The following is a 20,817-nucleotide window of genomic DNA, read 5'->3' as shown; positions in this document are numbered from 1 at the left end:
TCAGAAGGTGAAAATCTCGGCATCTTCGCCGGTGTATTGGCTGCGGCTTGTTTCACCGGCGACGGCGCGCGAAACGGCCATCGCAGACGTAACCGCGCCGTCTATATGGTCGTGTTTCGGGTCGGCTTTGGTCATTCGGATATTGCCGCTATCCCCAGCGACAGCCGCCACCCCTGCGAAGTGATCACGCAGCACCGGGTTGCCGTTGTGCCTGATCCGCCGTCCGTTCACGGCGCGCACCAGTTCACCAGTGGCAGGCCCCATCGTCGCCGATCCCTGCCGCATCTCAACCATGGGCAGGCCCTCACCGTGCAGCTCAGTTGCCGCCACCTGAAATTTCCACGGGTCATAGGTGATCTGTTCGACATTGTGGCGCGCACAGATTTCGCGGATCAGGTCTTGCACGTCCTGTTGTGGGATCACCGGCCCAACGCTGGCCGTCAAATGGCCCTCACCAATCCAGCGCTGATAGGGCCGCCCTTCGTTCTTCTCACGCTCCTGCAAACCCTCACCGGCGACGATGAACCACGGCTTGATTGTGATCTGTCCATCATCATGCCGCCACGCGGCCACTACGGCGGCGAGGTCGCCCGACTGCGCATAGTCAACGCCCAGGTAGCAAGGCAGCGCCTCAAGGTCGCTTTCGTCATCCTCGAACTGCCGGGCGTCGTATGTGTCGAAGTTGAACAGCGGGTCGCGGCTGTTCCCGTGCCAAATGTTCAGATTGTATTGCTGGAACTCATAGCGCTTGGCGTGGTTATCCACCGCCTCTTTCGCATCGGTGCGCAGCTTTTTCAGGTCGTGAAAGCCCAGCGACAGGCCCGGATTGACCTTGTGCCAAAGCGCCTCGTCCTGCCAGTCGTCGCCCTTTTCAGGTTCAAAGATGATCGGCAGGAATGACGGGTTATCGATCTCGCCCAGAGCGATTTTGCGGGCATAGTTATAGCGCTCAGCAGCCAGCCCTTCACGGCCTCGCCCTGCGGTAGTGGCAATAACAGTCAGACCGCCGGGGCGCTTCGCCATCCCGGATTGCAGGGCTTCCCAAAGCTCACGGCCAGCGCTGCGCCATGCGTGAATTTCATCAACGAGAACGAAAGTCGGCGTGGTGCCGTGCATCGCCTTGCCGTCGCTAGACGCGGCCTCCAAGGTTGAGCCATCGCGCAAAGACTTGATGGTTTTGGGTGCGTTCGTAGGATCATAGATCTTCGTCGCCCGTATAAGGTGCCGATCTTCGCGCACGATATTGGCGGCCTCACGAAACCCGATAGAGGATTGCTTACGATCGGCAGCAGCAAAGATGATCTGACCGCCGGGCAGCTTCTGCGGCCCCAACAGATGTAGGATGGAAAGGGCGGCGGCGAGACTAGTTTTCCGATTGCCGCGTGGGATCATCAAGAAAACCTCGCGCACCATCCGTTCGCCGTCTTCATCAACAGGCCCATAGATGCGCCGAACAATCTGCTCTTGCCATTCCGCGAGCTGCAAGGCGCGCTTGGGGGCAGTGCTGGCCGGATGCTTGAGCGCGCGCAGGAACTGCACAGCCCGTTCACCGTGCCCCATCGGGTCCGGGAGCGAGCTGCCATCGAACAGCCAATGCGGATATGTGCTGGCGGTGCTCATACTCAGATATTCAGCGGGTTCACATCGTCGTCATCATCCGGCAGCCCTGCCCCGATCCGGGCGCGGCTTGTCGGGGTCAGGCCGTATTCGGCGGCGAGCTGGCGCGCGGTCTGCATGTAGCGGATTTGCAGGCCGCCAAGTTTCAGATCGGGCAGCCCTCCGGCGGTCATGGTGTCGGCGATGGTGCGCGTGGCACCTACAGCCGCGCAGTAGTTTTCCACCCCAGCCAAGTCACCCTTCGTGATGATCCGCCGGGCGATGAGCTGGGGCATGATCCGCTTCCACTCTGCCTTAGCAGGGGGTGAAAGGTGCTTGGGCACCGGCGGCGCTTTGGTCAGGGCGTCACTATCCGGGGTCAAGGACGGCTTCACGCCGCGCGAATGCACGCTCATGCCGCCACCTCAGAGCAGCGCAGCTCAAGGCCGCGTTTACGCCCCAGCTCCGCGATCTCGTCAATGTCATAGGCCTCGCCGTCACAGGTCACGCGGTCAGCCGTGGTGATCCCGGCAAGATACCGGATACGGAACACCGCGCCGCCTGCGTCAGCCTCGCCGAACCCAGCCAGGTATTCGTCGGCGCTGCGCTGCACCAGCTCCGCCCGGATAGTTGCAACGGGCAACCATTCAGACATGACAGCGCCGGACGCCGCCACGGTCTCACCTTTTCGTTCAATCGTAATCTGCCGATCAAGTTTGCCTGCCCTGATCATGGTCACACCCTCCACCGGATCACGCCTTCGACGGTGCCGACGCCGTGGCAGTAGGCCCGTTCCGGGTCAGGATCGCGCATGTAGGTGAAGCCGGGGCGCTCATAGGCATCAATCCCCACCGTGGCGCTGGCCGGGGCATCCCAGAGCGCCAGAGAAGCCGCCGCACCGATCTGCCGGGCCATGTCTGCCCCGTCTTCAAGCGCCCATATATGCAGGTCGATGATAACGCGCGTCAGGAACTGCCCGCCACTCGCCCGGCCCAGGTTGATCATCTGGGGGTTCGCCAAAATGATCGTGGGCAGCTTGTCGGGGCGCGTCGATCCGGCCCGGATGTGTTCGGCAGGCACAAGGGCGCTCACCTCGGGGTGCGCGATCAGAGCGGCCCGGATTGCGGTCTGGAACTCCAAGCTGGGGTCAATCATGCGTCACCCTCCGCTGCATTGCGCACCGCCCGGCCAATGGCGCGGCTGATCCGGCGCTTCGCCTTGGGCATTGCCAGCCGGGCACCGGGCCGCATGAACGGCTGTGCCTCCTGCCGCAAGGTGCCGAACTCCTGCAAATGCCCATGCCGCACCTTCTCATTTCCGGCAGTCACCAGCGCCTGATTTTCGCCAGCGTTGCGTTTGCCGCCGCCCTCGGCATAGGCCGGGGTGGTCTGACCGGGTTCTGTCACGGTGATGGACGCATCAAGGTCGCCTTCGTCCACAGGGACAAAGACGCGCATCATCGCGGCCACTTCCTCCGCACCCTTGATCAACGCCGGGCGCACGTCGCGCACCACGGCGTCAGGAATGGCACTCAGGCGCTTGCTCAGGATCCGCGACTGTTCAGACAGACTCTTAGGCTGCGACATGGCCGGTCACTGCCTCCCTGTAGGGTGCCAGCAGCTCATAGACGCCGAACGGCACCGGGCGCATGGTCACGTCGCTGGCCGTTTCACGCTGCTCATACCAGTAAGCGGCAAGCTGTAATGCGGCCTCGGTCAGCACCGCATCACCAGAAGCGAAGGCCGTGCCTGTGTGGTGGCCGATCCAGATTTCGGCAGCGTCCAGCTTGTGCACAAGCAGAGCGTCATCAAGATCATGGTCAAGATTGAGCTGCGATTTCAGCAGGCTCACGGGTGTTTGGGCAGTCATCAGCTCGCCTTCCTTTCTGAAAAACTTATTTTCGGTCTGTCTTGTGCGGACCTCCCCCCGCCGGTCCCCTCACACGTGCGAAAGTCGGAACCCACCCCCGGCCTCCCTTTAGACATCTTGCGAACAGGCTGGGTTAGCGCACGCTCAACACTCCACCCTTTGCGGATGCGGTTGTTCAACGTGCTGTAGGGAATTCCGGTCACCCTTGCCCATTCGCTCAAGTTCCGTTCCTCACCGTCATATGTGAGATAGATATCTGTTTCGCGCTTGTTGTAGCCCAACCGTTTCGCTGATCCGGTTTGCACTGGAAGCGTGAGAATATCCTCGATGCGCCACCCCTTTTTGTATCGTCTGCGCAAGGTGGCGTGCTTGATGCCGGTCAGCTTCGCCCAATCGTATAGGCTGCGTTCTTCGCCATTGAAGGTAAGAAACAGATCGGTTGAGCGGCGTCTGGGTTGCCGGGGTTTCTTCGGCTTGGGCTTCACCTCCCCAAGAGCTGCATCCAGGTAAGAGCCGGTCAGCTTGTCACCGGGCTTGGCTGTAACAGGCGTGGTGATTGCTTTCGCCACCGGCCAACCATTGCGCAGCCGCCTTGTGATGGTGTCCGGGGTAATTCCGTAGTCCAGCGCCCAATCGGTGATGGACTGGGTTACTCCATCGAAGGTGATCTGCTTGGGGGTCATGCGCAGCGCTCCTGCATATGCACGTTGTGATTGATCGCCTCCACTCCCCTCGCTATGGATGTATATGGCAAGAACACATGAGGAACGGATCGATGGATGTTGGGCAAATTGGCGAATACATCGGCCTCGCCACCAGCGCAGTTGGGCTTACCGGCAAGGCGACAGACACCATTGGCAGCATCAAGGCCCTGTTTGAGGGTGGAAAGACGCCAGATGATGAACAGGTTCAGCGCCTTTTGAATACCCTCGCTGCGGAATTGACCTCTGCTAACATGATGAATGTGCAGATCAGCGAAGCGCTCCGGAACCTCAGCCAACAGCTCCAAAAGGAAGACGCTTTCGAACAGGAAAAAGCGCGGTATGAGATGTTCCAGACCGGACAAAACGACATTGTTTTCCGGCTCAGGGAAGACGCAGCCAATGGCCAGCCAATCCACTTTATTTGCCCAGTTTGCCTTAACAGCGCAAAGCTGATTAGCTTTGTGTCTGGTGAAGGAGACTATAAACTCTGCCAAACTGACCGCAAACACAGGTTTCGCTTTAAGAACACGCCGCCGCAAAGAGTTCCGCGCAATAGGAGCTTTATCTAGCACCATACACCTCCTGCCTCTGCTTGTGGCGGTTGTGACAGGACGCACACAGCGGCTGCCAGTTGGTGCGACCCCAGAACAGGCGCTCATCGCCACGGTGGGCTTTGATATGGTCAACCACAGTCGCAGGTGCGCCGCACATGCGGCAGGTGGGATACAGCTTGAGAAAGGCGTCACGGGCAGCGCGCCAAGCACGGTTGTAGCCACGCCGGGCAGCACTGGGGCGGTTGGCATCGTGGCGCTTGTTCCGGGCACGGGTGCGCGCGATCTGACAGGCGCAGCGCTCACCGTGGGGCACGATGTTGCCACAGCTGCAGATATGGGGCGGTTTGGGCATTACAGGGCCATCCCCTCGCGCAACTCGGACAGGTCTTTCAGGGCGCGCAGCCCTGCCCGGTCGAAGTCAGGATCAAGACCCAGGTCGGCGTTCTGCTTGCGCTGTTCCTCAGTCGGGCCGGTGTCGGTGTCTTCTGCCTCACCGTGAATGGCCTTGAGCTTGGCGAAATGGGCGGTGATTGCGTCGGTGATCTCCCGCGGCGTAGCGTTCCACGCGGTTTCCGGGGGCCAGTGCAGCCACCCGGTAGCAAAGCCATACAGCTCCTTGAACAGATCGCCCCACGGCGTCGGGGTGGCCGTGCTGGACTGTTTGGTGGTGGTCTCCGGGGTCTCAGGGAAGAATGCCGCCACCAGCTCAAAGCACGGCACCTGTGCGGCCGTCTGGAAGTCCTTGAGGGGGTGGGCAGCAGCATGGGCAAAGAGCGGCTCTGTGGACTCCATACCGGCTGCGGTGGTGATCACCTGCCAGATGGTCAGGGTGTCGAATTCTTCGATCTTGCGCAGAAGCGCCGGGAAGCCACCGTGCAGACGTTCAAGGTGGAGTGCAGCCCGCAAAGACGGACGCAGGAACACGGCGTTGCCGCCGTATTCCAGTGCGATTGCATCATATGCGAGCTGCGACTTCATGGTTACGCGGCGGCCATCGTCAGCTTGCGGAAGGCATCCGGGCGAACCACACCAGCACCGACGCGGCGGCGCGCATGGTAGCGCATCAGGCCGTTGGCGCGCTGCGTGTAGGGGTCTGCCAGCACGGCCAGCGACAGCCGGTCATAGATGCGATAGCCGCGCTTGAAGTCGCCGAAGATGATCGGTTCGGCGCTTGCGCCGATGTCCGGCATGTCCACGGCTTCCACCACAGGGCGGCCAAGGATCGTTTCCGGCTGACCAGCCTGATAGGACGGCTGCCACAGGTAGTTGCCGTGGCCGTCCTTCAGAGTGCGCAGGGCTGCGAGCGTCTGGCCGTTCATCACCCAGGTGCCTGCGTTCCGGTAGGTGGCCGGCAGGGCATACATGAGCGCGATCAGCTCATCCGAGTCGATTGCGGCGGGCGCGGCTGCCACGGTCTCTGCGATGTTCGCGTTGACCATGAACCCGGCAGGCTCAAGCGCGGTGTTGCCGCTCACGAACGACACGTTCTCTTTCTGGCCGAAGTCTTCGGCAAGGGCGAGATTGACCTCGCTCAGCACGTTGGCGCTGTCTTCGGCAAGCTGAAGGGACATATCCACGAACGTGGCGATTTCCTTCACTGCGATTTCCGACTGATCGAAGGTCGGTTCGCTGCCGGTCCGGGCGTCGGTCTCGCCAACCCATGCGGCGTTGGTGATCCCGGTGCGCTTCGGCAGGATGATGTTCGCCGCGCCGGTGGTGCGCACATCAGCGATACCGCGAATGGGGCTGTATTCCACCAGATTGCGGATGAACTCGCCGCTGACGTCCTCGGGGGCAAGGATGTGGTTCGCGGTGTCGCTGGCCGTGGTCAGCGATTTCTTCTCGCCGGTGCACAGATAGTGGGTGAACGCCTTGACCTCTTCGGCAGGCATCACCGGGTTGGCAGCGCCGGTGATCTGGGGGCGGTTGCCTTTGGCTTCCAGCCGGTCCAGCCGGTCCTTGATCTCGTTGAACGCCTTGGTGTCGATCTGCGGCACCTGCGGCGTGTCATTGGCCGGGGTCGCGGCCTTCTTCTCGGTTTCGATTTCCTCGTTTTCCATGTTGGGGGTCTCCTTGAGGGGCTTGGGGGTCTGGGGGGCATCCGATTTGATGGAAGTGATCTGCGCGCCCGGATGCGCGGGGACAGCGACAACAGAAATTTCGTGCAGCTCTGCGGCGGTGATGGTGCGGCCCTTGGCGTGGCGCTGCGCCTTCTTGGTGACAAAGCCGATGGACAGGCCCGACACGGCCTTGGTGCGGATCATGGCGCGCACCTCGCGCGCCCGTTCCACATCTTCCACAAGCAAGCGACCTTTGACGGTCAGGCCCTCGGTAGTCTCGGCAATCTCATCCCAAACACCGACAACTTGGTTGTGATCGTGGGCAAAGAGCATCGGCAGGGTGCCGGGCGTAGTGAGCGCGCCCTTTTCGATCACGTCACCCACCCGATCAGGGCTACCGAACGGCCAAGCAATGCCGGTGATCTCCCCGGCGTCGGTGACGGCCAGCGCCGCCTTTATCTCGATACGGTCGGTCATGCGGCTGCCTCGTCGTCGGCAACACCCCCCCAGCGCGCGTCCAGAATGTCGAATGCCAGTGGGAACAGGTCGTCAATTGGCTGATTACGCGCGTAGGTATCAACAAGCTGAGCAGCCCTTGCCGGGCTGGTTCCGCCGCCGATCAGGCCAAGGCGGATAATCTCGATCAGATCGGTGAGCCTGAACTGCGATTTGACGGTGCGTAGGTAGAGCGTGCCGATACCCAGATCAGCGATACGTTCAAGCTCTGCGATCATGTCATCGGTCAGCGCGAAGGTATGTTCGCCATCACCGAAAAAGGCGGTGTGCGTCAGGTTCATGCGGCGTTGTCCTTGCTGCGGTTGTCCGGGGTTGTGATGTGCGGATTGTCCAGCGTGTCTCCGCCGGGCATGGGCGGAAGGTTCAGCCCGGCGCGCACCTCGTTGGCGGTGATAGAGCCCATGCTGCGATACTGGCCGTAGGCGGTGGCACGGGCTGCGACGTCGGTGGTCAACAGATCATCGGTGACGGCCTCAAGGTAGGCTTCCTTGCGTTCCTCGGGGGTCAGCAGGCACCGGGCGTATGACCAGCTCCACGCAGTCAGCCACGGCTTGAGCGTGATCTGCATGAACTGCCGGGCCATTTCCTCAGTATTGCTCCAAGTTCCACGGCTCAGCTCAAAAAGCATGGTGGGCGGCACCCGGAACACGCGCGCAATTTCCCTGATCTGTTCAAGCCGGTTTTCGGCGAACTGGGCATCGGCCAGCGTGGTGGACAACGGCAGGTAGTCCATGCCTTCGTCAAGCACGGCGGTGCCGCCTGACTTGGTGCCGCCGTGGGTGCTGAACCAGCTTGCGGCCAGTTTCTTCTTGGCGTCCACATCAAGGATTTTCTGCGCCTTGATCACACCAGAGGGGCGGCCACCGTTGGCAAACAAGCCGCCGATATGGGTTTCAAAACTCAGTGCCAGGGCGATAGCTTCCCGGCCCAGCGTGATCGGTGACACGCCGCCAATCGCTTCGACGCGCAGCACGTCGCGATAGGACAGCCGAACCTGCCCAGCGTCGGTGCTGACGCGATAGAAGGGTTCGCCGTCCGGTTCCTGATCGGGTTGCACCTTTCCGGGTTCCAGTCGGTGCAGCTCATAAGGGGTGCCATCGGCAAGGCGGATCACCTGGGCGTGGCCTGCCCCATGCAACAGGGCATCAAGTGTCAGGTCACGGCGCAGCTCTGCGGCGCTTGTCCACTCATTCGCCTCATCATGCACAAGACGATAGGCCGGGTGATCGGTGAGCGCGGCCTTAGTGCTGCGCTCATAGAGCTTCACCGGCAGCGCGCCGATGGTTTCCGAGATAAGCCCGACTGCGCAGGCCACGGCAGGAACGCGCATGGCGTTGCCGGGGCCGATGGATACGCCGGAAGCGGTGGGAAGCACCCCGAACAGGCTCAGGGCGTCGGGGTCGGTCAGGGTTAGCGCCTTTTCTTCGGTGCCGAACCCAAGTGCATGTTTGATCTTCTGAAAGGCCATGTTGTCCGCTGCGAAATTGTCAGTGTTGCAAAATTACCACACCTAGATTCGCAGCGGAAGGAAAAAGTTACAGTCGCAACCAATTGAGCCTAACTCAGGTCATAGAAGGTCAGCTTGTTGATTGCGTCGATCTTGGCTTTCATGCTCACATCGCCGTAATTGTCGGACTCATCACGGCCCGTGTGCCCCTGAATGGCATCATAGACACGCTTCAAGATACCCAGCTCAATACACTGGCTCTTAAAGCGGTGCCGCCATGCGTGATTGGGTGCCAGCCCCTCCGGGGTCAACTCGTTATTGTGAAGCCACGCCCTGAGCTGCGCCGCTGCCTGTTCCGACTTCTGCCTATACTTCTCCGGGTCGGTGCCGTTGTGAAACAGCGGGCCGGGGTGGGCAGCTTCAACAAATCTGATGAAGCCCTGTGAGATAATCTGCGGATGCAGCGGCACATCACGATAACCGCCTGACTTCACGGTCCCAGCGTCTGGGGTGATCCGCGCCACCCACTGGCTGTCTACCTTGCGAATATCCTCTTTGCGCATCTGGGTAATCTCAGACACGCGCGCGCCGGAGAAAGCGCAGATGATCGGCACCCACTCCTTGGCTGCGATCAGGTTGGGCTTTTCTCGAACGCGACCTTTCTCGTCTGAGTGTGGTGCATATCCCCGCGACGCCTTTAAGACCTTCTCCGCCTCTACGTCCGTATAACCACGTTCCCTACCGTAGACCTTTTTGGATTTGCCCTGCCTAACGTCCTGAGCGACATTCTCAGGCAGGCGCTCATTCTCCACAGCCCATTTCAACAGCGAACGCACCGTCGATAGATCAACGTCGCTCACTGTCTTAGCCGACTTGGTTTTCATCAGATGATCACGCCACGCCAGCAAGTCCTTCTTGGTTATGCGGGCAGCGTCGTCGTGTTTCAGAAACTTGCGCAACCCTTCGATCACCGGGCGTTGCCGTCTGGCACCGTCGCGCATGAAACCTGCTTGCTTGCGGGCAGTGACGTAGTCAGCCCAGAGCTTGGACAAACTGACCGGCTCCGGCGCGTTCTCTGGGGGCTGGGCATCCTTGATGATCGGCGCGCTGGGGGCACCAGTGAAATCGCCTTCGTCGCGTTCTGCGACCCGTGCCAGCGCCTCTAGCTCGGCATGACACAGGGCACGGGCAATCTCGCGCCACTCAGGGCTACCGGTTTCGGCGTCAAGGTTGCCAGCGGCCCGGAAGCGTTCGATCTGAGCACCCACAAGCGCGCCAAGCTCAGCATCGTTGGCATGACCGGCTATCGCATCGCGCAGTCGCTTCACAAGAAGATCATCTATCCCGATCTGCCCAAAACCCGCAAATGAAGGGCTATTCCGTATCTCATCATCAAAGGCGAGCCGCTGCATGTAGTGGCTGTGCGCGATCTGATCCGGGGCCAGCGGATAGAGCGCCGGGGCGCTCCGGGGTGCCCCAGCACCGGCCTCACGCTCAGCCAGTGCGATCTTGTGTTGGAGCTGAGCCACCGCGCCCGGCAGAAGCCTGAGCGCCTGCCGGTAGTCGCCACCCAGCGGAGTGCGCAGCTCGGTCTTGCCGACGATTCCGCGCAAGTCCTTCGGAACCACAAGCCGCGCATGGTAGCGCCCCCTGCGATTCACCATGTGCCGTGTCTTGCCAGCCATGAGAACGCCTTTTGTAACCAAAGTTGTAACCATGAAGCGGACACAACCCCTTGCTTGCAAGGCTTTTCTTTGGTTTCAAAAGGTTGGAATGGTGGGTGATGAGAGACTCGAACTCCCGACATCTTCGGTGTAAACGAAGCGCTCTACCAACTGAGCTAATCACCCGCTGGGCTGGGATTTAGAGAAATCCCAAAGCCTGTGCAAGAGGTGCATCACGTTTTTTCTGCAACAAATGCAGATCAGCGCAGAACAGTTTCCACGCCCCGCTCCAGGACATAAACGCAGCCCTGTCCATTCTCCAGCTGCGCCAGTGCGGGCCGGTCCAGCCCGCAGACAATGCCGCGCATCACCTGGCCAAGCAATCCATGGGCCACAACAACCGATGGCCCGCTCAGCGTTTCCAGAAAGGCCAGGGTGCGCGCATAAAACGGGCCATAGCCCTCACCGCCCGGTGCTTCGCAGAACATATCCATCGGGGTCGAGTTACGTTCGAAATACCCCGGATCCGCCTCTTTCAGATCCGCAAGCCTGTGACCCTGGAAATCACCAGCATGCACTTCGGCCAGCCGTGCATCCGTTTCAAAACGCCGTGCTGCCAAAGCGATCTCTGCCGTCTGCTGCGCCCGCCCCAGGGGCGAGACAAAACAAGGCGGGTTCTCGGCCGTAAGAATCGGCGCCATAATCTCGGCCTGACGCCGGGCATGGCCAATCCCGCGTTCGCTAAGGCGGCTTTCCAGCTGCCCCTGCACGCGTCGCTCGGCGTTCCACTCGGTCTCTCCATGGCGCAGCAGCCAGATCTTCGGGTAATCGCTCATCTGAAATTTCCTTATTATTGGTTATAGCTGTGCAAGGGCGCCGTCTTCCTTCACCGCCTGCATCGCCACATAGGTGGAGGTCGAGGCCACATGCGGCAGGGATGAAATCCGCTCTCCCAGCACCTCGCGGTAGGCGGACATGGAGCGGGTACGCACCTTCAAGAGATAGTCGAAATGCGACGCCATCATATGCACCTGTTCGATCTCGGGCACCTTTACCACGGCCGCATTGAAACGCGACAGGGCCGCCTCGCGGGTGTCGTCCAGCTTCACCTCGACAAAGGCCACGTGATCCAGACCCAGGCGGATCGGATCCACCAGCGCGCGATAGCCGGTGATCACCCCTTCAGACTCCAGCCGTTTCAGGCGCGTCTGGGTCGGTGATTTCGAAAGACCGATACGGCGCGCCAGGTCCGCAACCGAAATCCGGCCATCCTCTGCCAGCACGCTCAGAATCGCCCGGTCGTATCGATCAAGATCGGAAAAGTTCATTTGCACAGTCTTTGCACCAAACATCAGGTCATTTGCACAGCATTGCCCATATGATCGGGCGATTAGCCTCATCATTCAAGTGTATTCTAATCATTAGACCCGGCACCTTGCCATGTTGGAGATTTCTGCATGCCCCAAACACCTGACACCCCGTTCCAAAAGCTACGTGATCGCATCGATGCCGGGACCTATGTGGACCAGACCGCCATGCGCGACCAATTGGTTGCAACAGCCGCGCTGACCACCAGCGCGCGGCAGGCGATCTGTGCGAATGCTGCGGCATTGGTAAAGGACATTCGCGGCCACTCCGCACCGGGATTGATGGAGGTCTTCCTGGCCGAATACGGGCTCTCCACCGATGAAGGCATTGCCCTGATGTGCCTGGCCGAAGCGCTGTTGCGGGTACCGGATGCCGACACTATCGATGCGCTGATCGAGGACAAAATCGCCCCCTCGGACTGGGGCAAGCATCTGGGTCATTCCTCTTCACCGCTGGTCAATGCCTCGACCTGGGCCTTGATGTTGACCGGTAAGGTGCTGGACGAAGACAAGCCCAGCCCGGTGCGGGCGCTGCGCGGCGCGATCAAGCGCCTGGGCGAGCCGGTCATCCGCACCGCCGTGGGTCGTGCCATGAAGGAAATGGGCCGCCAATTCGTGCTGGGTGAAAGCATCGAAAGCGCGATGAAACGCGCCGCGGGCATGGAGGCGAAGGGCTATACCTATTCCTACGATATGCTCGGCGAAGCCGCCCGGACTGAGGCGGATGCCTCCCGCTATCACCTGTCTTATTCCAAGGCGATCTCAGCCATTGCCGCCGCCTGCACCAGCGATGACATTCGCAAGAACCCCGGCATTTCGGTGAAACTATCGGCCCTGCATCCACGCTATGAGCTGGCCCAGGAGGCGCGCGTGATGGAGCAGTTGGTGCCACGCCTGAAGGCGCTGGCGCTCTTGGCCAAGGCCGCTGGCATGGGGCTGAACGTCGATGCGGAAGAGGCCGACCGGCTGTCGCTGTCGCTGGAGGTGATCGAGGCTGTGGTCTCGGACCCTTCGCTGGCGGGCTGGGACGGTTTCGGCGTGGTCGTGCAGGCCTATGGGCCGCGCACGGGCCTTGCCATCGATGCGCTCTATGAAATGGCAGAGCGGTACAACCGCCGCTTCATGGTGCGCCTGGTCAAGGGCGCCTATTGGGACACCGAGATCAAGCGCGCCCAGGTCGAAGGCGTCGATGGATTCCCGGTCTACACCAGCAAGGCGCTGACCGATGTGTCCTACATCGCCAACGCCCGCAAACTACTGGGCATGACCGATCGGATCTATCCGCAGTTTGCCACCCACAACGCCCATACCGTCAGCGCCATTCTGCACATGGCTGAAGACAAGAGCCTGTTCGAATTCCAGCGCCTGCACGGCATGGGGGAGACCCTGCACCAGATGGTCAAGGAGCAGAATGGCAACAACTGCCGGATCTACGCCCCGGTCGGCGCCCATCGCGATCTACTGGCCTACCTGGTGCGGCGCCTGCTGGAAAACGGCGCCAACTCCTCTTTCGTGAACCAGATCGTGGATGAAAACGTGCCGCCCGAAGTGGTGGCCGCAGATCCCTTTGATGCCGTGGCAGACATCAGCCGCAGCATCCCCACCGGACCGGAGCTGTTTGCGCCAGAGCGCGCGAACTCGAAAGGGTTTGATCTGGGCCATGCCCCGACACTGGCCGCAATCGAACAGGCCCGCGCGCCCTGGCGCAGCCACAACTGGCGTGCCGCTCCGCTGCTGGCAGGCGACACCGCGCCAGAACCCGCCGAGGATGTGACAAACCCCTCAGATCTGACCACCGTGGGCCAGCTTGCCCCGGCCAGCGACGCCGATGTGGAAACCGCCTTGACTGCAGCCCACCCCTGGGACGCCTCAGCCGAAACCCGCGCTGCAGCCCTGAACAAGGCCGCCGACCTCTACGAGGAACACTATGGTGAGCTGTTTGCGTTGCTGGCGCGCGAAGCCGGGAAATCTATTCCCGATGCCGTGGCAGAGCTGCGCGAGGCGGTGGATTTCCTGCGCTACTACGCCGCCCGCATCCCCGATGCGGCGCCCGCTGGCCTGTTCACCTGCATCTCCCCCTGGAATTTCCCCCTGGCGATCTTCACCGGGCAGATCTCGGCGGCTCTGGCCAGCGGCAATGCGGTGCTGGCCAAACCGGCCGAGCAAACCCCACTCATTGCCCATCGCGCGGTCGAACTGCTGCACGCGGCAGGCGTTCCGCAGAGCGCCCTGCAGCTGCTGCCCGGACCGGGCAGCCGGGTGGGAGCGGCGCTCACTTCGGATCCGCGTGTCTCGGGCGTGGCCTTCACCGGCTCTACCGAGACCGCCCTGCGCATTCGCCGCGCCATGGCTGACACCCTGCGCCCCGGGGCGCCGCTGATCGCGGAAACCGGCGGGTTGAACGCGATGATCGTGGATTCGACCGCCCTGCCGGAGCAGGCCGTGCAATCGATCATCGAAAGCGCCTTTCAGTCTGCCGGTCAGCGCTGCAGCGCCCTGCGTTGCCTCTACGTGCAGGAGGACATCGCCGAGGATCTGCTGAAGATGCTGAAAGGCGCCATGGATGTGCTGACCCTCGGCGATCCCTGGCATCTGGACGTGGACAGCGGCCCGGTGATCGACGCCGAAGCGCGCGCGGGCATCCTGGCCCATATAGATCAGGCCCGTGCCGAGGGACGCGTGCTGAAGGAGATGCAGACACCCCAGGGCGGTACCTTCGTGGCCCCCACCCTGATCGAAGTGTCCGGCATCGGCGCCCTGGAGCGCGAAATCTTCGGCCCCGTCCTGCATGTGGCGCGGTTCAAGTCACAGGATCTGGATCAGGTGATCGACGATATCAACGCCACCGGCTACGGGCTGACCTTTGGCCTGCACACCCGGATCGACGACCGGGTGCAGCATGTCTGCGACCGGATCCACGCCGGCAATATCTACGTCAACCGCAACCAGATCGGCGCCATCGTCGGCAGCCAACCCTTTGGTGGTGAAGGCCTGTCAGGCACCGGCCCCAAGGCGGGCGGGCCAAACTACATGGCGCGCTTCTGCGCCCCCGATCGCCAGAGCAGCACCGAGACCTGGCAGGCCTCGATGACCGAACTGCCTCCGGCAAGCGGCACGGCGGCACCGGCGGCAACAACCTCCCTGCCCGGCCCCACCGGCGAATCCAACCGGCTGACCACATCGGCCCGCCCGCCACTGTTGTGCCTTGGGCCGGGGGCCGAAGCGGCTGCAGCCCAGGCCCAGGCGGTCCATGCGCTTGGCGGGACTGCCATTGAGGCAAGCGGCTTGTTCGACCTGCACCGTTTGCAGTTCATCGAGGGCATTGCCGGTGTCCTGTGGTGGGGCGACGAGGATACTGCCCGCCGGATCGAGCAGACCCTTGCCAAACGGCAGGGGCCGATCATTCCGCTGATCCCCGGTAAGCCGGACCCTGCGCGTGTTCATGGCGAACGCCACGTCTGCGTCGACACCACGGCGGCGGGCGGCAATGCGGCCCTGCTGGGCGGTGCGGCCTGAAGCGGCAGCCTTACCCGATAACCCCTTGACGCTGGGCTGAAACCGGCCCAGCGTTCGCCCCATGTTTCCGCTGCGCGATCACAATCCATCGGGGCGCACGCCCTATGTCGTCTACCTGCTGATGGCTGCGAATGTGGCGGTGTTTCTCTATGCCATCACGACCTATACCAGCGACAGATCGATGGCCGGGTTCTTCTATAGCTACGGCATCATCCCGCGCGAGGTTTCCTACGGGGGCGGCTTTGGAACCCTGTTCACCTCCATGTTCCTGCATGCGGGCTTCATGCATCTCGCGGGCAATATGCTGTTCCTGTGGATCTTTGGCGACAATCTGGAAGACGAGATGGGCCACCTGCCATTCCTGGGGTTCTATCTTCTCTCTGGAATCGGTGCAGGAGTGTTGCATGTGATGGCGGCGCCCATGTCCATGGTGCCCACGGTGGGGGCCTCCGGCGCGATTGCCGGGGTGATGGGAGGATACCTTCTGATGTTCCCCAAGGCGCGGATCGATATCCTGCTGATCCTGATCATCTATTTCAGGGTCTTCTCGATCCCCGCCTTCATCATGCTGGGGCTGTGGTTCGTGATCCAGTTTGTCGGCGGGCTTGGCTCGGACCCGGATACGGGCGGTGTCGCCTATTGGGCGCATGCCGGTGGCTTTGTCGTCGGCATGGTGCTGTGCCTGCCCCTATGGCTGAAACGGGGCGGCCCTGCCTATTGGGGCCGCACCCACGGGCAGCCACCGCATGCGGAAACCCAGTACAGCTATAGCGCCACCCGCGTTCCGCGCATTCCGCGCCGGGTGGATGCAGGCAGGCGCAACCCTGGCCCCTGGGGCAAGTAATCCTATCCACAGCCCTGCCTTCCAGCCCTGTGGACGCACAGAAAAAACGCGCCCAGCCGAGGGGGCTGAACGCGTTCCTTCATGTGGGTAACTCTGCTTGGGCGTCAGCCCCGGATCACCTTGGTGAAATTCTCGTAGATCGCCTCATTGGCGCAAACGACCTCGCCGCTCTCCAGGATGCCTTGCTCGGGATCGATCGCCTCGATCAACCCGCCGGCCTCTTTCACGATGATGATGCCGGCTGCCAGATCCCAGGCGTTGAGACGGCGCTCCCAAAAGCCGTCGTAGCGACCCGCAGCGACATAGGCCATGTCCAGCGCCGCCGCGCCCCAGCGGCGCACACCAGCACAGGCAGGCATCAAGCGCGCCAGGTCCTGCAGGGTCGCAGGCAGGTCGGAACGTCCACCAAAGGGCAGACCAGTTGCAAAGATCGATTCGATCATCCGATGGCGCCCCGACACACGGATCCGGGTGTCGTTCATCCAGGCACCGGTGCCCTTCTCGGCAAAGAACATCTCGTCCTTGGCAGCATCATAGATCACACCCGCGACAACCTGGCCCTTGTGTTCCAGCGCGATGGAGATCGCCCAATGCGGCAGGCCGTGCAGGAAGTTGGTGGTGCCATCGAGCGGATCGACGATCCAGCGGCGTGTCGGATCCTCGCCGGGGGTCTCTCCACCTTCCTCGGCCAGCCAGCCGTAGGTGGGGCGTGCGCCCATCAGCTCGTCCTTCAAGATCTTCTCGGCGGCGATATCCGCCTTGGAGACAAAATCCCCCGCACCCTTCATCGAGACCTGCAGATTCTCGACCTCGCGAAAGTCTTTCACAAGGGAGCGGCCTGCCTTGCGGGCGGCCTTGATCATCACGTTGAGGTTCGCGCTGCCAATCATGTCTGCAGACTCCTGTATCGGTCGGGGGAGATGCCGGTCAAACCGTGCCTATACGCGCCCTATCCCCCGTTGCCAAGAGTGAATGCCCGGCGCGACAAGGGATCCTCACCGCACATGTTCCGTCGGGTTATTCCCGCAATGGGTTGCATTGCGCAAAACTGAACCACAGAGTTCAGATCAACGAACGCCTTGGATGCGAACAACAGGGAGGAGAAACCCAATGACAGAACAGATGCAGCGTATCGTGCTGGCCAGCCGCCCGGATGGTGAGCCAACAGACGACAACTTCCGCCTGGAAACCGTCGACATGCCCACACCGGGCGAAGGCGAAGTCCTTGTGAAATCGCACTATATGTCGCTGGACCCCTATATGCGCGGGCGTATGGATGATGCAAAATCCTATGCCGCGCCAGTGCCGATCGGCGGCACCATGGAGGCCGGCGCCGTGGGTGAGGTGATCGCCTCGAACAGCCCCCATTTCCAGCCAGGCGATTTTGCCTTTGGCATGCTGGGCTGGGCCAGCCACGGCTGCCTGCCCGCAAAGGAGCTGCGCAAACTCGACCCCGCGCAGGGGCCGATCACCGCTGCGCTTGGCGTTCTCGGCATGCCCGGGTTTACCGGATGGCATGGCTTGACCGCCTATGGACGCCCGCAGGCGGGCGAAACCCTGGTGGTGGCCGCCGCCACCGGCCCGGTGGGATCCATGGTCGGGCAGCTTGCAAAACTGGCTGGCCTGCGGGTGGTCGGCATCGCGGGCGGTGCGGACAAGTGCAAGCTTGCGACCGAGACCTTCGGATTTGACGAATGCCTGGATCACCGCGCCTATGCGGATGCAAAATCCCTGCGCAAGGATCTGGCCGCAGCCTGCCCCAAGGGGATCGACATCTATTTCGAAAACGTCGGCGGCAAGGTGCTGGAGGCGGTGCTGCCGCTGATGAATTCCCACGGCCGCATCCCGATCTGCGGCATGATCGCCTGGTACAACGCCGGCGGCCTTGGTGCCGGGGCCTCGGATGCGGCGCTGACCGGTCCCAATATCTGGCGCAACATCCTGGTCAAGTTCCTGTCGGTCAACGGCTTCATCATCTCCAACCACTTCGACCGCTACCCGGAGTTTCTGAAGGAAGTCGCCCCCAAGGTCGCATCGGGCGAAATCCGCTTCCTTGAGGATATCGCGAGCGGTCTTGAGAATGCGCCGGATGCCTTCCGTTCGATGCTGAAGGGCGGCAATACCGGCAAGCAGATCGTCAAGCTGATCTGAGGCAGCCAGAGCCGAAGATGACAGCGCCCGCCGTCCCATGACGGCGGGCGTCTTCCATTGTGATCACTGCTGTTGCAGCTTGCGCGCCTCGATCTTGGCCAGGCGGATCAGCTCCCGCATATAGGGTTTCTCCCGGTCCTCGCTGCGCACCGCCGCATAGAGCCTGCGGGTGATCCCCTTCTTCGTGAGCGGGCGGGTGACGTAATCCGAGGAATACTTGACCTCGCGCACCACCCAGTCCGGCAGCACCGAAACGCCACGGTTCGAGGCCACCAGCAAGAGGATCACCGCCGTCAGTTCCACCTGGCGGATCGCGGCAGGCTCCACCCCGGCCGGCATCAGAAGCTGGCTGAACACATCCAGACGGGATTTTTCCACCGGATAGGTGATCAGGGTCTGATCGCGGAAATCCTCGGCCTCCACAAAGGGTTTCGCCGCCAGCGGGCTTTGCGAGGACGCCACGAAAACAGGTTTGTAATCAAAAAGCTCGATGAACTCGACGCCCGGAATCGTATCGGGGTCGGAGGAGACCACCAGATCCACCTCTTCCTTTTGCAGCGCGGGCAGCGCGTCAAAGGCCAGACCGGGCCGAATGTCCACATCCACATCGGGCCAGCTTTTGCGGAAGGCTTCGAGTACCGGGAACAGCCATTCGAAACAGGCGTGGCATTCAATCGCGATATGCATCCGTCCGGCGTGGCCTTCACGCAGATTGGCAAACTCGGCCTGGGCCGCCTCCACCTGCGGCAAGACCTGCTCGGCCAGGCGCAACAGCCTTAGCCCCGCAGGCGACAGCTTCATCGGCTTGGAGCGGCGCAGGAACAGCTCCACCCCGGCCTGTTCCTCCAACCCCTTGATCTGATGGCTGAGGGCGCTTTGAGTGATGTTCAATTGATCGGCGGCGCGCGCCAGACCACCGGCCTCATGAATGGCCTTGATGGTACGCAGATGACGGAACTCCAGATGCATCTTGTCGCATTGCTCATGTTGTTCTTGAGAATTATGAGTTTGTTTCACAATTCCACCTGTGCGACAAGAGCTCAACTCAGTCGGAGATCCCCAAAATGAAGACCCCTGACATCTCTTTTGAATTCTTCCCGCCCCAATCGCTGGAGGCGTCGTTCCGCCTGTGGGACACCGTGCAGACCCTGGCCCCCCTGGACCCGCGCTTTGTCTCGGTGACCTATGGCGCCGGTGGCACCACCCGGGACCTGACCCGCGATGCGGTGGCAACATTGCACAAATCCTCCGGCCTCAATGTGGCCGCGCATCTGACCTGCGTGCAGGCGACCAAGGCGGAAACCCTTGAAATCGCAGACCGTTTTGCCGAAGCCGGCGTCAATGAAATCGTTGCCCTGCGCGGTGATCCGCCAAAGGGCGAAGGCCAGTTCACGCCCCACCCCGAAGGATTTGCCAATTCGGTCGAACTGATCGAAGCCCTGGCGGAGACCGGCAAATTCACCATCCGTGTCGGCGCCTATCCCGATCAGCACCCCGAAGCCGCTACCGCCCAGGCCGATGTGGACTGGCTCAAACGCAAGCTGGATGCGGGCGCGGATGAGGCGCTGACCCAGTTCTTCTTTGAGGCGGAGACCTTCTTCCGCTTCCGCGATGCCTGCGAGAAGGCCGGAATCGATGGTTCGAAACTGACACCGGGCATCCTGCCGATCGAAAACTGGAAAGGCGCGCGCAACTTTGCCCGCCGTTGCGGCACCAAGATCCCGGCCTGGGTCGAGGAGGCCTTTGAAAAGGCGCTGCGCGATGACCGCGCCGATCTGCTGGCCACCGCGATGTGCAGCGAGCTGTGCACCGAGCTGCTGGAAGGCGGCGTCGACAAGCTGCATTTCTACACGCTGAACCGCCCCGAGCTGACCCGCGATGTCTGCTTTGCCCTTGGCATCACGCCCAAGGTCTCGTTCGAGAACGTGGCGTAAGTCTTGCTGCCCCTCTGATGCGCCCCTAGGCTCATTCCAAAATGGAACTCTGTTTGCCCGGCCCTGTCGCCGGGCAATTCAATTGGATGAGGCGTATCATGTTCACCGCAAAATCCCCGGCTGATCTTTTGCCGCTGGCGGAAATCACCCAGCTTTCCGGCCTTGAGTTCATGCAAGGCATCCTCGATGGCAAGCTGCCCGGCCCGCCCATTGGCGCAGAGCTTGGCTATCGCCTGCATGAGGTTGCGGATGGGCGCGTGGTGTTTCGCGGCACGCCTGAGTTTGCCATGACCAATCCGATGGGCACCGTGCATGGCGGCTGGTACGGAACCCTTCTGGACAGCGCCATGGCCTGCGCGGTGATGACCCGGGTCCCCAAGGGCTCTGCCTATACGACGCTGGAATACAAGATCAACATCCTGCGCTCGATCCCCCTTGGCATGACGGTGGATTGCACCGGGGAAATCGATCACGTGGGCCGCTCAACCGGTGTTGCCCATGGGGAAATCCGCGGCGTCGAGGATGGCAAGCTCTATGCCACCGGATCGACCACCTGCATCGTGATGAAGCTGCCACCGGCCAAAGGCTAGGCGGC

The 20,817-nt window shown here is 61.8% G+C and carries 23 protein-coding genes and 1 tRNA gene; 5 read left to right on the top strand and 19 right to left on the bottom strand.

The window, feature by feature from the left end:
- From PXK01_RS05865 to PXK01_RS05785, 17 genes are all read right to left on the bottom strand, one after another.
- Positions 1-1,620, bottom strand: coding sequence for a terminase large subunit (locus tag PXK01_RS05865; RefSeq protein ID WP_274859230.1), 1,620 nt, complete (start codon positions 1,618-1,620; stop codon positions 1-3).
- Positions 1,621-1,622: 2 nt separating this feature from the next.
- Complete coding sequence (locus PXK01_RS05860; RefSeq protein WP_274859229.1) at positions 1,623-2,012, bottom strand: P27 family phage terminase small subunit; 390 nt, start codon at positions 2,010-2,012, stop codon at positions 1,623-1,625.
- Entirely contained in the window at positions 2,009-2,329 is a 321-nt protein-coding gene (locus PXK01_RS05855) for a phage head closure protein (RefSeq protein ID WP_274859228.1), read from the bottom strand. Before PXK01_RS05855 ends, PXK01_RS05860 begins: the two co-directional genes overlap by 4 nt.
- 2 nt (positions 2,330-2,331) lie before the next feature.
- Complete coding sequence (locus PXK01_RS05850) at positions 2,332-2,751, bottom strand: DUF3168 domain-containing protein (RefSeq protein ID WP_274859227.1); 420 nt, start codon at positions 2,749-2,751, stop codon at positions 2,332-2,334.
- A complete protein-coding gene (locus PXK01_RS05845) occupies positions 2,748-3,182 on the bottom strand; it encodes an HK97-gp10 family putative phage morphogenesis protein (RefSeq protein WP_274859226.1) in 435 nt (144 codons plus the stop codon). Before PXK01_RS05845 ends, PXK01_RS05850 begins: the two co-directional genes overlap by 4 nt.
- Positions 3,169-3,465 (bottom strand): head-tail connector protein, encoded by a 297-nt coding sequence (locus tag PXK01_RS05840; RefSeq protein ID WP_274859225.1) that lies wholly within the window; start codon positions 3,463-3,465, stop codon positions 3,169-3,171. Before PXK01_RS05840 ends, PXK01_RS05845 begins: the two co-directional genes overlap by 14 nt.
- Positions 3,465-4,148 (bottom strand): hypothetical protein, encoded by a 684-nt coding sequence (locus tag PXK01_RS05835; RefSeq protein ID WP_274859224.1) that lies wholly within the window; start codon positions 4,146-4,148, stop codon positions 3,465-3,467. The genes PXK01_RS05840 and PXK01_RS05835 overlap by 1 nt, the downstream gene beginning before the upstream one ends.
- Complete coding sequence (locus PXK01_RS05830; RefSeq protein ID WP_274859223.1) at positions 4,145-4,744, bottom strand: hypothetical protein; 600 nt, start codon at positions 4,742-4,744, stop codon at positions 4,145-4,147. Before PXK01_RS05830 ends, PXK01_RS05835 begins: the two co-directional genes overlap by 4 nt.
- Positions 4,731-4,880, bottom strand: coding sequence for an HNH endonuclease (locus tag PXK01_RS05825; protein WP_274859242.1), 150 nt, complete (start codon positions 4,878-4,880; stop codon positions 4,731-4,733). Before PXK01_RS05825 ends, PXK01_RS05830 begins: the two co-directional genes overlap by 14 nt.
- 194 nt (positions 4,881-5,074) lie before the next feature.
- Positions 5,075-5,701 carry a hypothetical protein gene (locus PXK01_RS05820; RefSeq protein WP_274859222.1) on the bottom strand — a complete coding sequence of 209 codons (627 nt, stop codon included), beginning with the start codon at positions 5,699-5,701 and terminating at the stop codon, positions 5,075-5,077.
- A gap of 2 nt (positions 5,702-5,703) precedes the next feature.
- Positions 5,704-7,260 carry a phage major capsid protein gene (locus PXK01_RS05815; RefSeq protein WP_274859221.1) on the bottom strand — a complete coding sequence of 519 codons (1,557 nt, stop codon included), beginning with the start codon at positions 7,258-7,260 and terminating at the stop codon, positions 5,704-5,706.
- Complete coding sequence (locus tag PXK01_RS05810; protein WP_274859220.1) at positions 7,257-7,580, bottom strand: gene transfer agent family protein; 324 nt, start codon at positions 7,578-7,580, stop codon at positions 7,257-7,259. The genes PXK01_RS05815 and PXK01_RS05810 overlap by 4 nt, the downstream gene beginning before the upstream one ends.
- A complete protein-coding gene (locus PXK01_RS05805; protein WP_274859219.1) occupies positions 7,577-8,767 on the bottom strand; it encodes a phage portal protein in 1,191 nt (396 codons plus the stop codon). Before PXK01_RS05805 ends, PXK01_RS05810 begins: the two co-directional genes overlap by 4 nt.
- An 89-nt stretch (positions 8,768-8,856) precedes the next feature.
- A complete protein-coding gene (locus PXK01_RS05800; protein ID WP_274859218.1) occupies positions 8,857-10,431 on the bottom strand; it encodes a DUF6538 domain-containing protein in 1,575 nt (524 codons plus the stop codon).
- 89 nt (positions 10,432-10,520) lie between these two features.
- A tRNA-Val gene (locus PXK01_RS05795) sits at positions 10,521-10,596 on the bottom strand.
- A gap of 74 nt (positions 10,597-10,670) precedes the next feature.
- Positions 10,671-11,246, bottom strand: coding sequence for a histidine phosphatase family protein (locus tag PXK01_RS05790; RefSeq protein WP_274859217.1), 576 nt, complete (start codon positions 11,244-11,246; stop codon positions 10,671-10,673).
- Between the two features lie 21 nt (positions 11,247-11,267).
- Positions 11,268-11,738 carry an Lrp/AsnC family transcriptional regulator gene (locus PXK01_RS05785; protein ID WP_274859216.1) on the bottom strand — a complete coding sequence of 157 codons (471 nt, stop codon included), beginning with the start codon at positions 11,736-11,738 and terminating at the stop codon, positions 11,268-11,270.
- 129 nt (positions 11,739-11,867) lie between these two features.
- Here PXK01_RS05785 and putA point away from each other — a divergent pair, with 129 nt between their 5' ends.
- A complete protein-coding gene (gene putA, locus PXK01_RS05780; protein WP_274859215.1) occupies positions 11,868-15,293 on the top strand; it encodes a bifunctional proline dehydrogenase/L-glutamate gamma-semialdehyde dehydrogenase PutA in 3,426 nt (1,141 codons plus the stop codon).
- A gap of 61 nt (positions 15,294-15,354) precedes the next feature.
- On the top strand, positions 15,355-16,137 hold the full coding sequence (locus tag PXK01_RS05775) for a rhomboid family intramembrane serine protease (RefSeq protein ID WP_274846669.1): 783 nt from the start codon (positions 15,355-15,357) through the stop codon (positions 16,135-16,137).
- Positions 16,138-16,241: 104 nt separating this feature from the next.
- On the opposite strand, the gene PXK01_RS05770 is transcribed toward PXK01_RS05775, so the two are convergent.
- The gene (locus tag PXK01_RS05770; protein ID WP_274859214.1) at positions 16,242-17,027 is read right to left on the bottom strand and encodes an inositol monophosphatase family protein; all 786 of its coding nucleotides are present in this window, start codon (positions 17,025-17,027) and stop codon (positions 16,242-16,244) included.
- A gap of 220 nt (positions 17,028-17,247) precedes the next feature.
- Here PXK01_RS05770 and PXK01_RS05765 point away from each other — a divergent pair, with 220 nt between their 5' ends.
- The gene (locus tag PXK01_RS05765; protein WP_274846667.1) at positions 17,248-18,288 is read left to right on the top strand and encodes an NADP-dependent oxidoreductase; all 1,041 of its coding nucleotides are present in this window, start codon (positions 17,248-17,250) and stop codon (positions 18,286-18,288) included.
- A gap of 63 nt (positions 18,289-18,351) precedes the next feature.
- Here the strand turns inward: PXK01_RS05765 and PXK01_RS05760 are convergent, their stop codons facing one another.
- Entirely contained in the window at positions 18,352-19,257 is a 906-nt protein-coding gene (locus tag PXK01_RS05760) for a LysR family transcriptional regulator (protein ID WP_274846666.1), read from the bottom strand.
- 95 nt (positions 19,258-19,352) lie between these two features.
- Between PXK01_RS05760 and metF the strand changes: the two genes are divergently transcribed.
- Both metF and PXK01_RS05750 read left to right on the top strand, forming a co-directional pair.
- Positions 19,353-20,222: a methylenetetrahydrofolate reductase [NAD(P)H] gene (gene metF, locus PXK01_RS05755; RefSeq protein ID WP_274846665.1), complete on the top strand. Its 870-nt coding sequence runs from the start codon at positions 19,353-19,355 to the stop codon at positions 20,220-20,222.
- 98 nt (positions 20,223-20,320) lie between these two features.
- Complete coding sequence (locus tag PXK01_RS05750; protein WP_274846664.1) at positions 20,321-20,812, top strand: PaaI family thioesterase; 492 nt, start codon at positions 20,321-20,323, stop codon at positions 20,810-20,812.
- Positions 20,813-20,817 lie beyond the last annotated feature (5 nt).

It is taken from the genome of Phaeobacter sp. PT47_59 (assembly GCF_028890025.1).
Taxonomy (GTDB): Bacteria; Pseudomonadota; Alphaproteobacteria; order Rhodobacterales; family Rhodobacteraceae; genus Phycobacter.
Note: the sequence above shows the minus strand (reverse complement) of the source record. Positions and strands in the feature narration are given on the sequence as shown.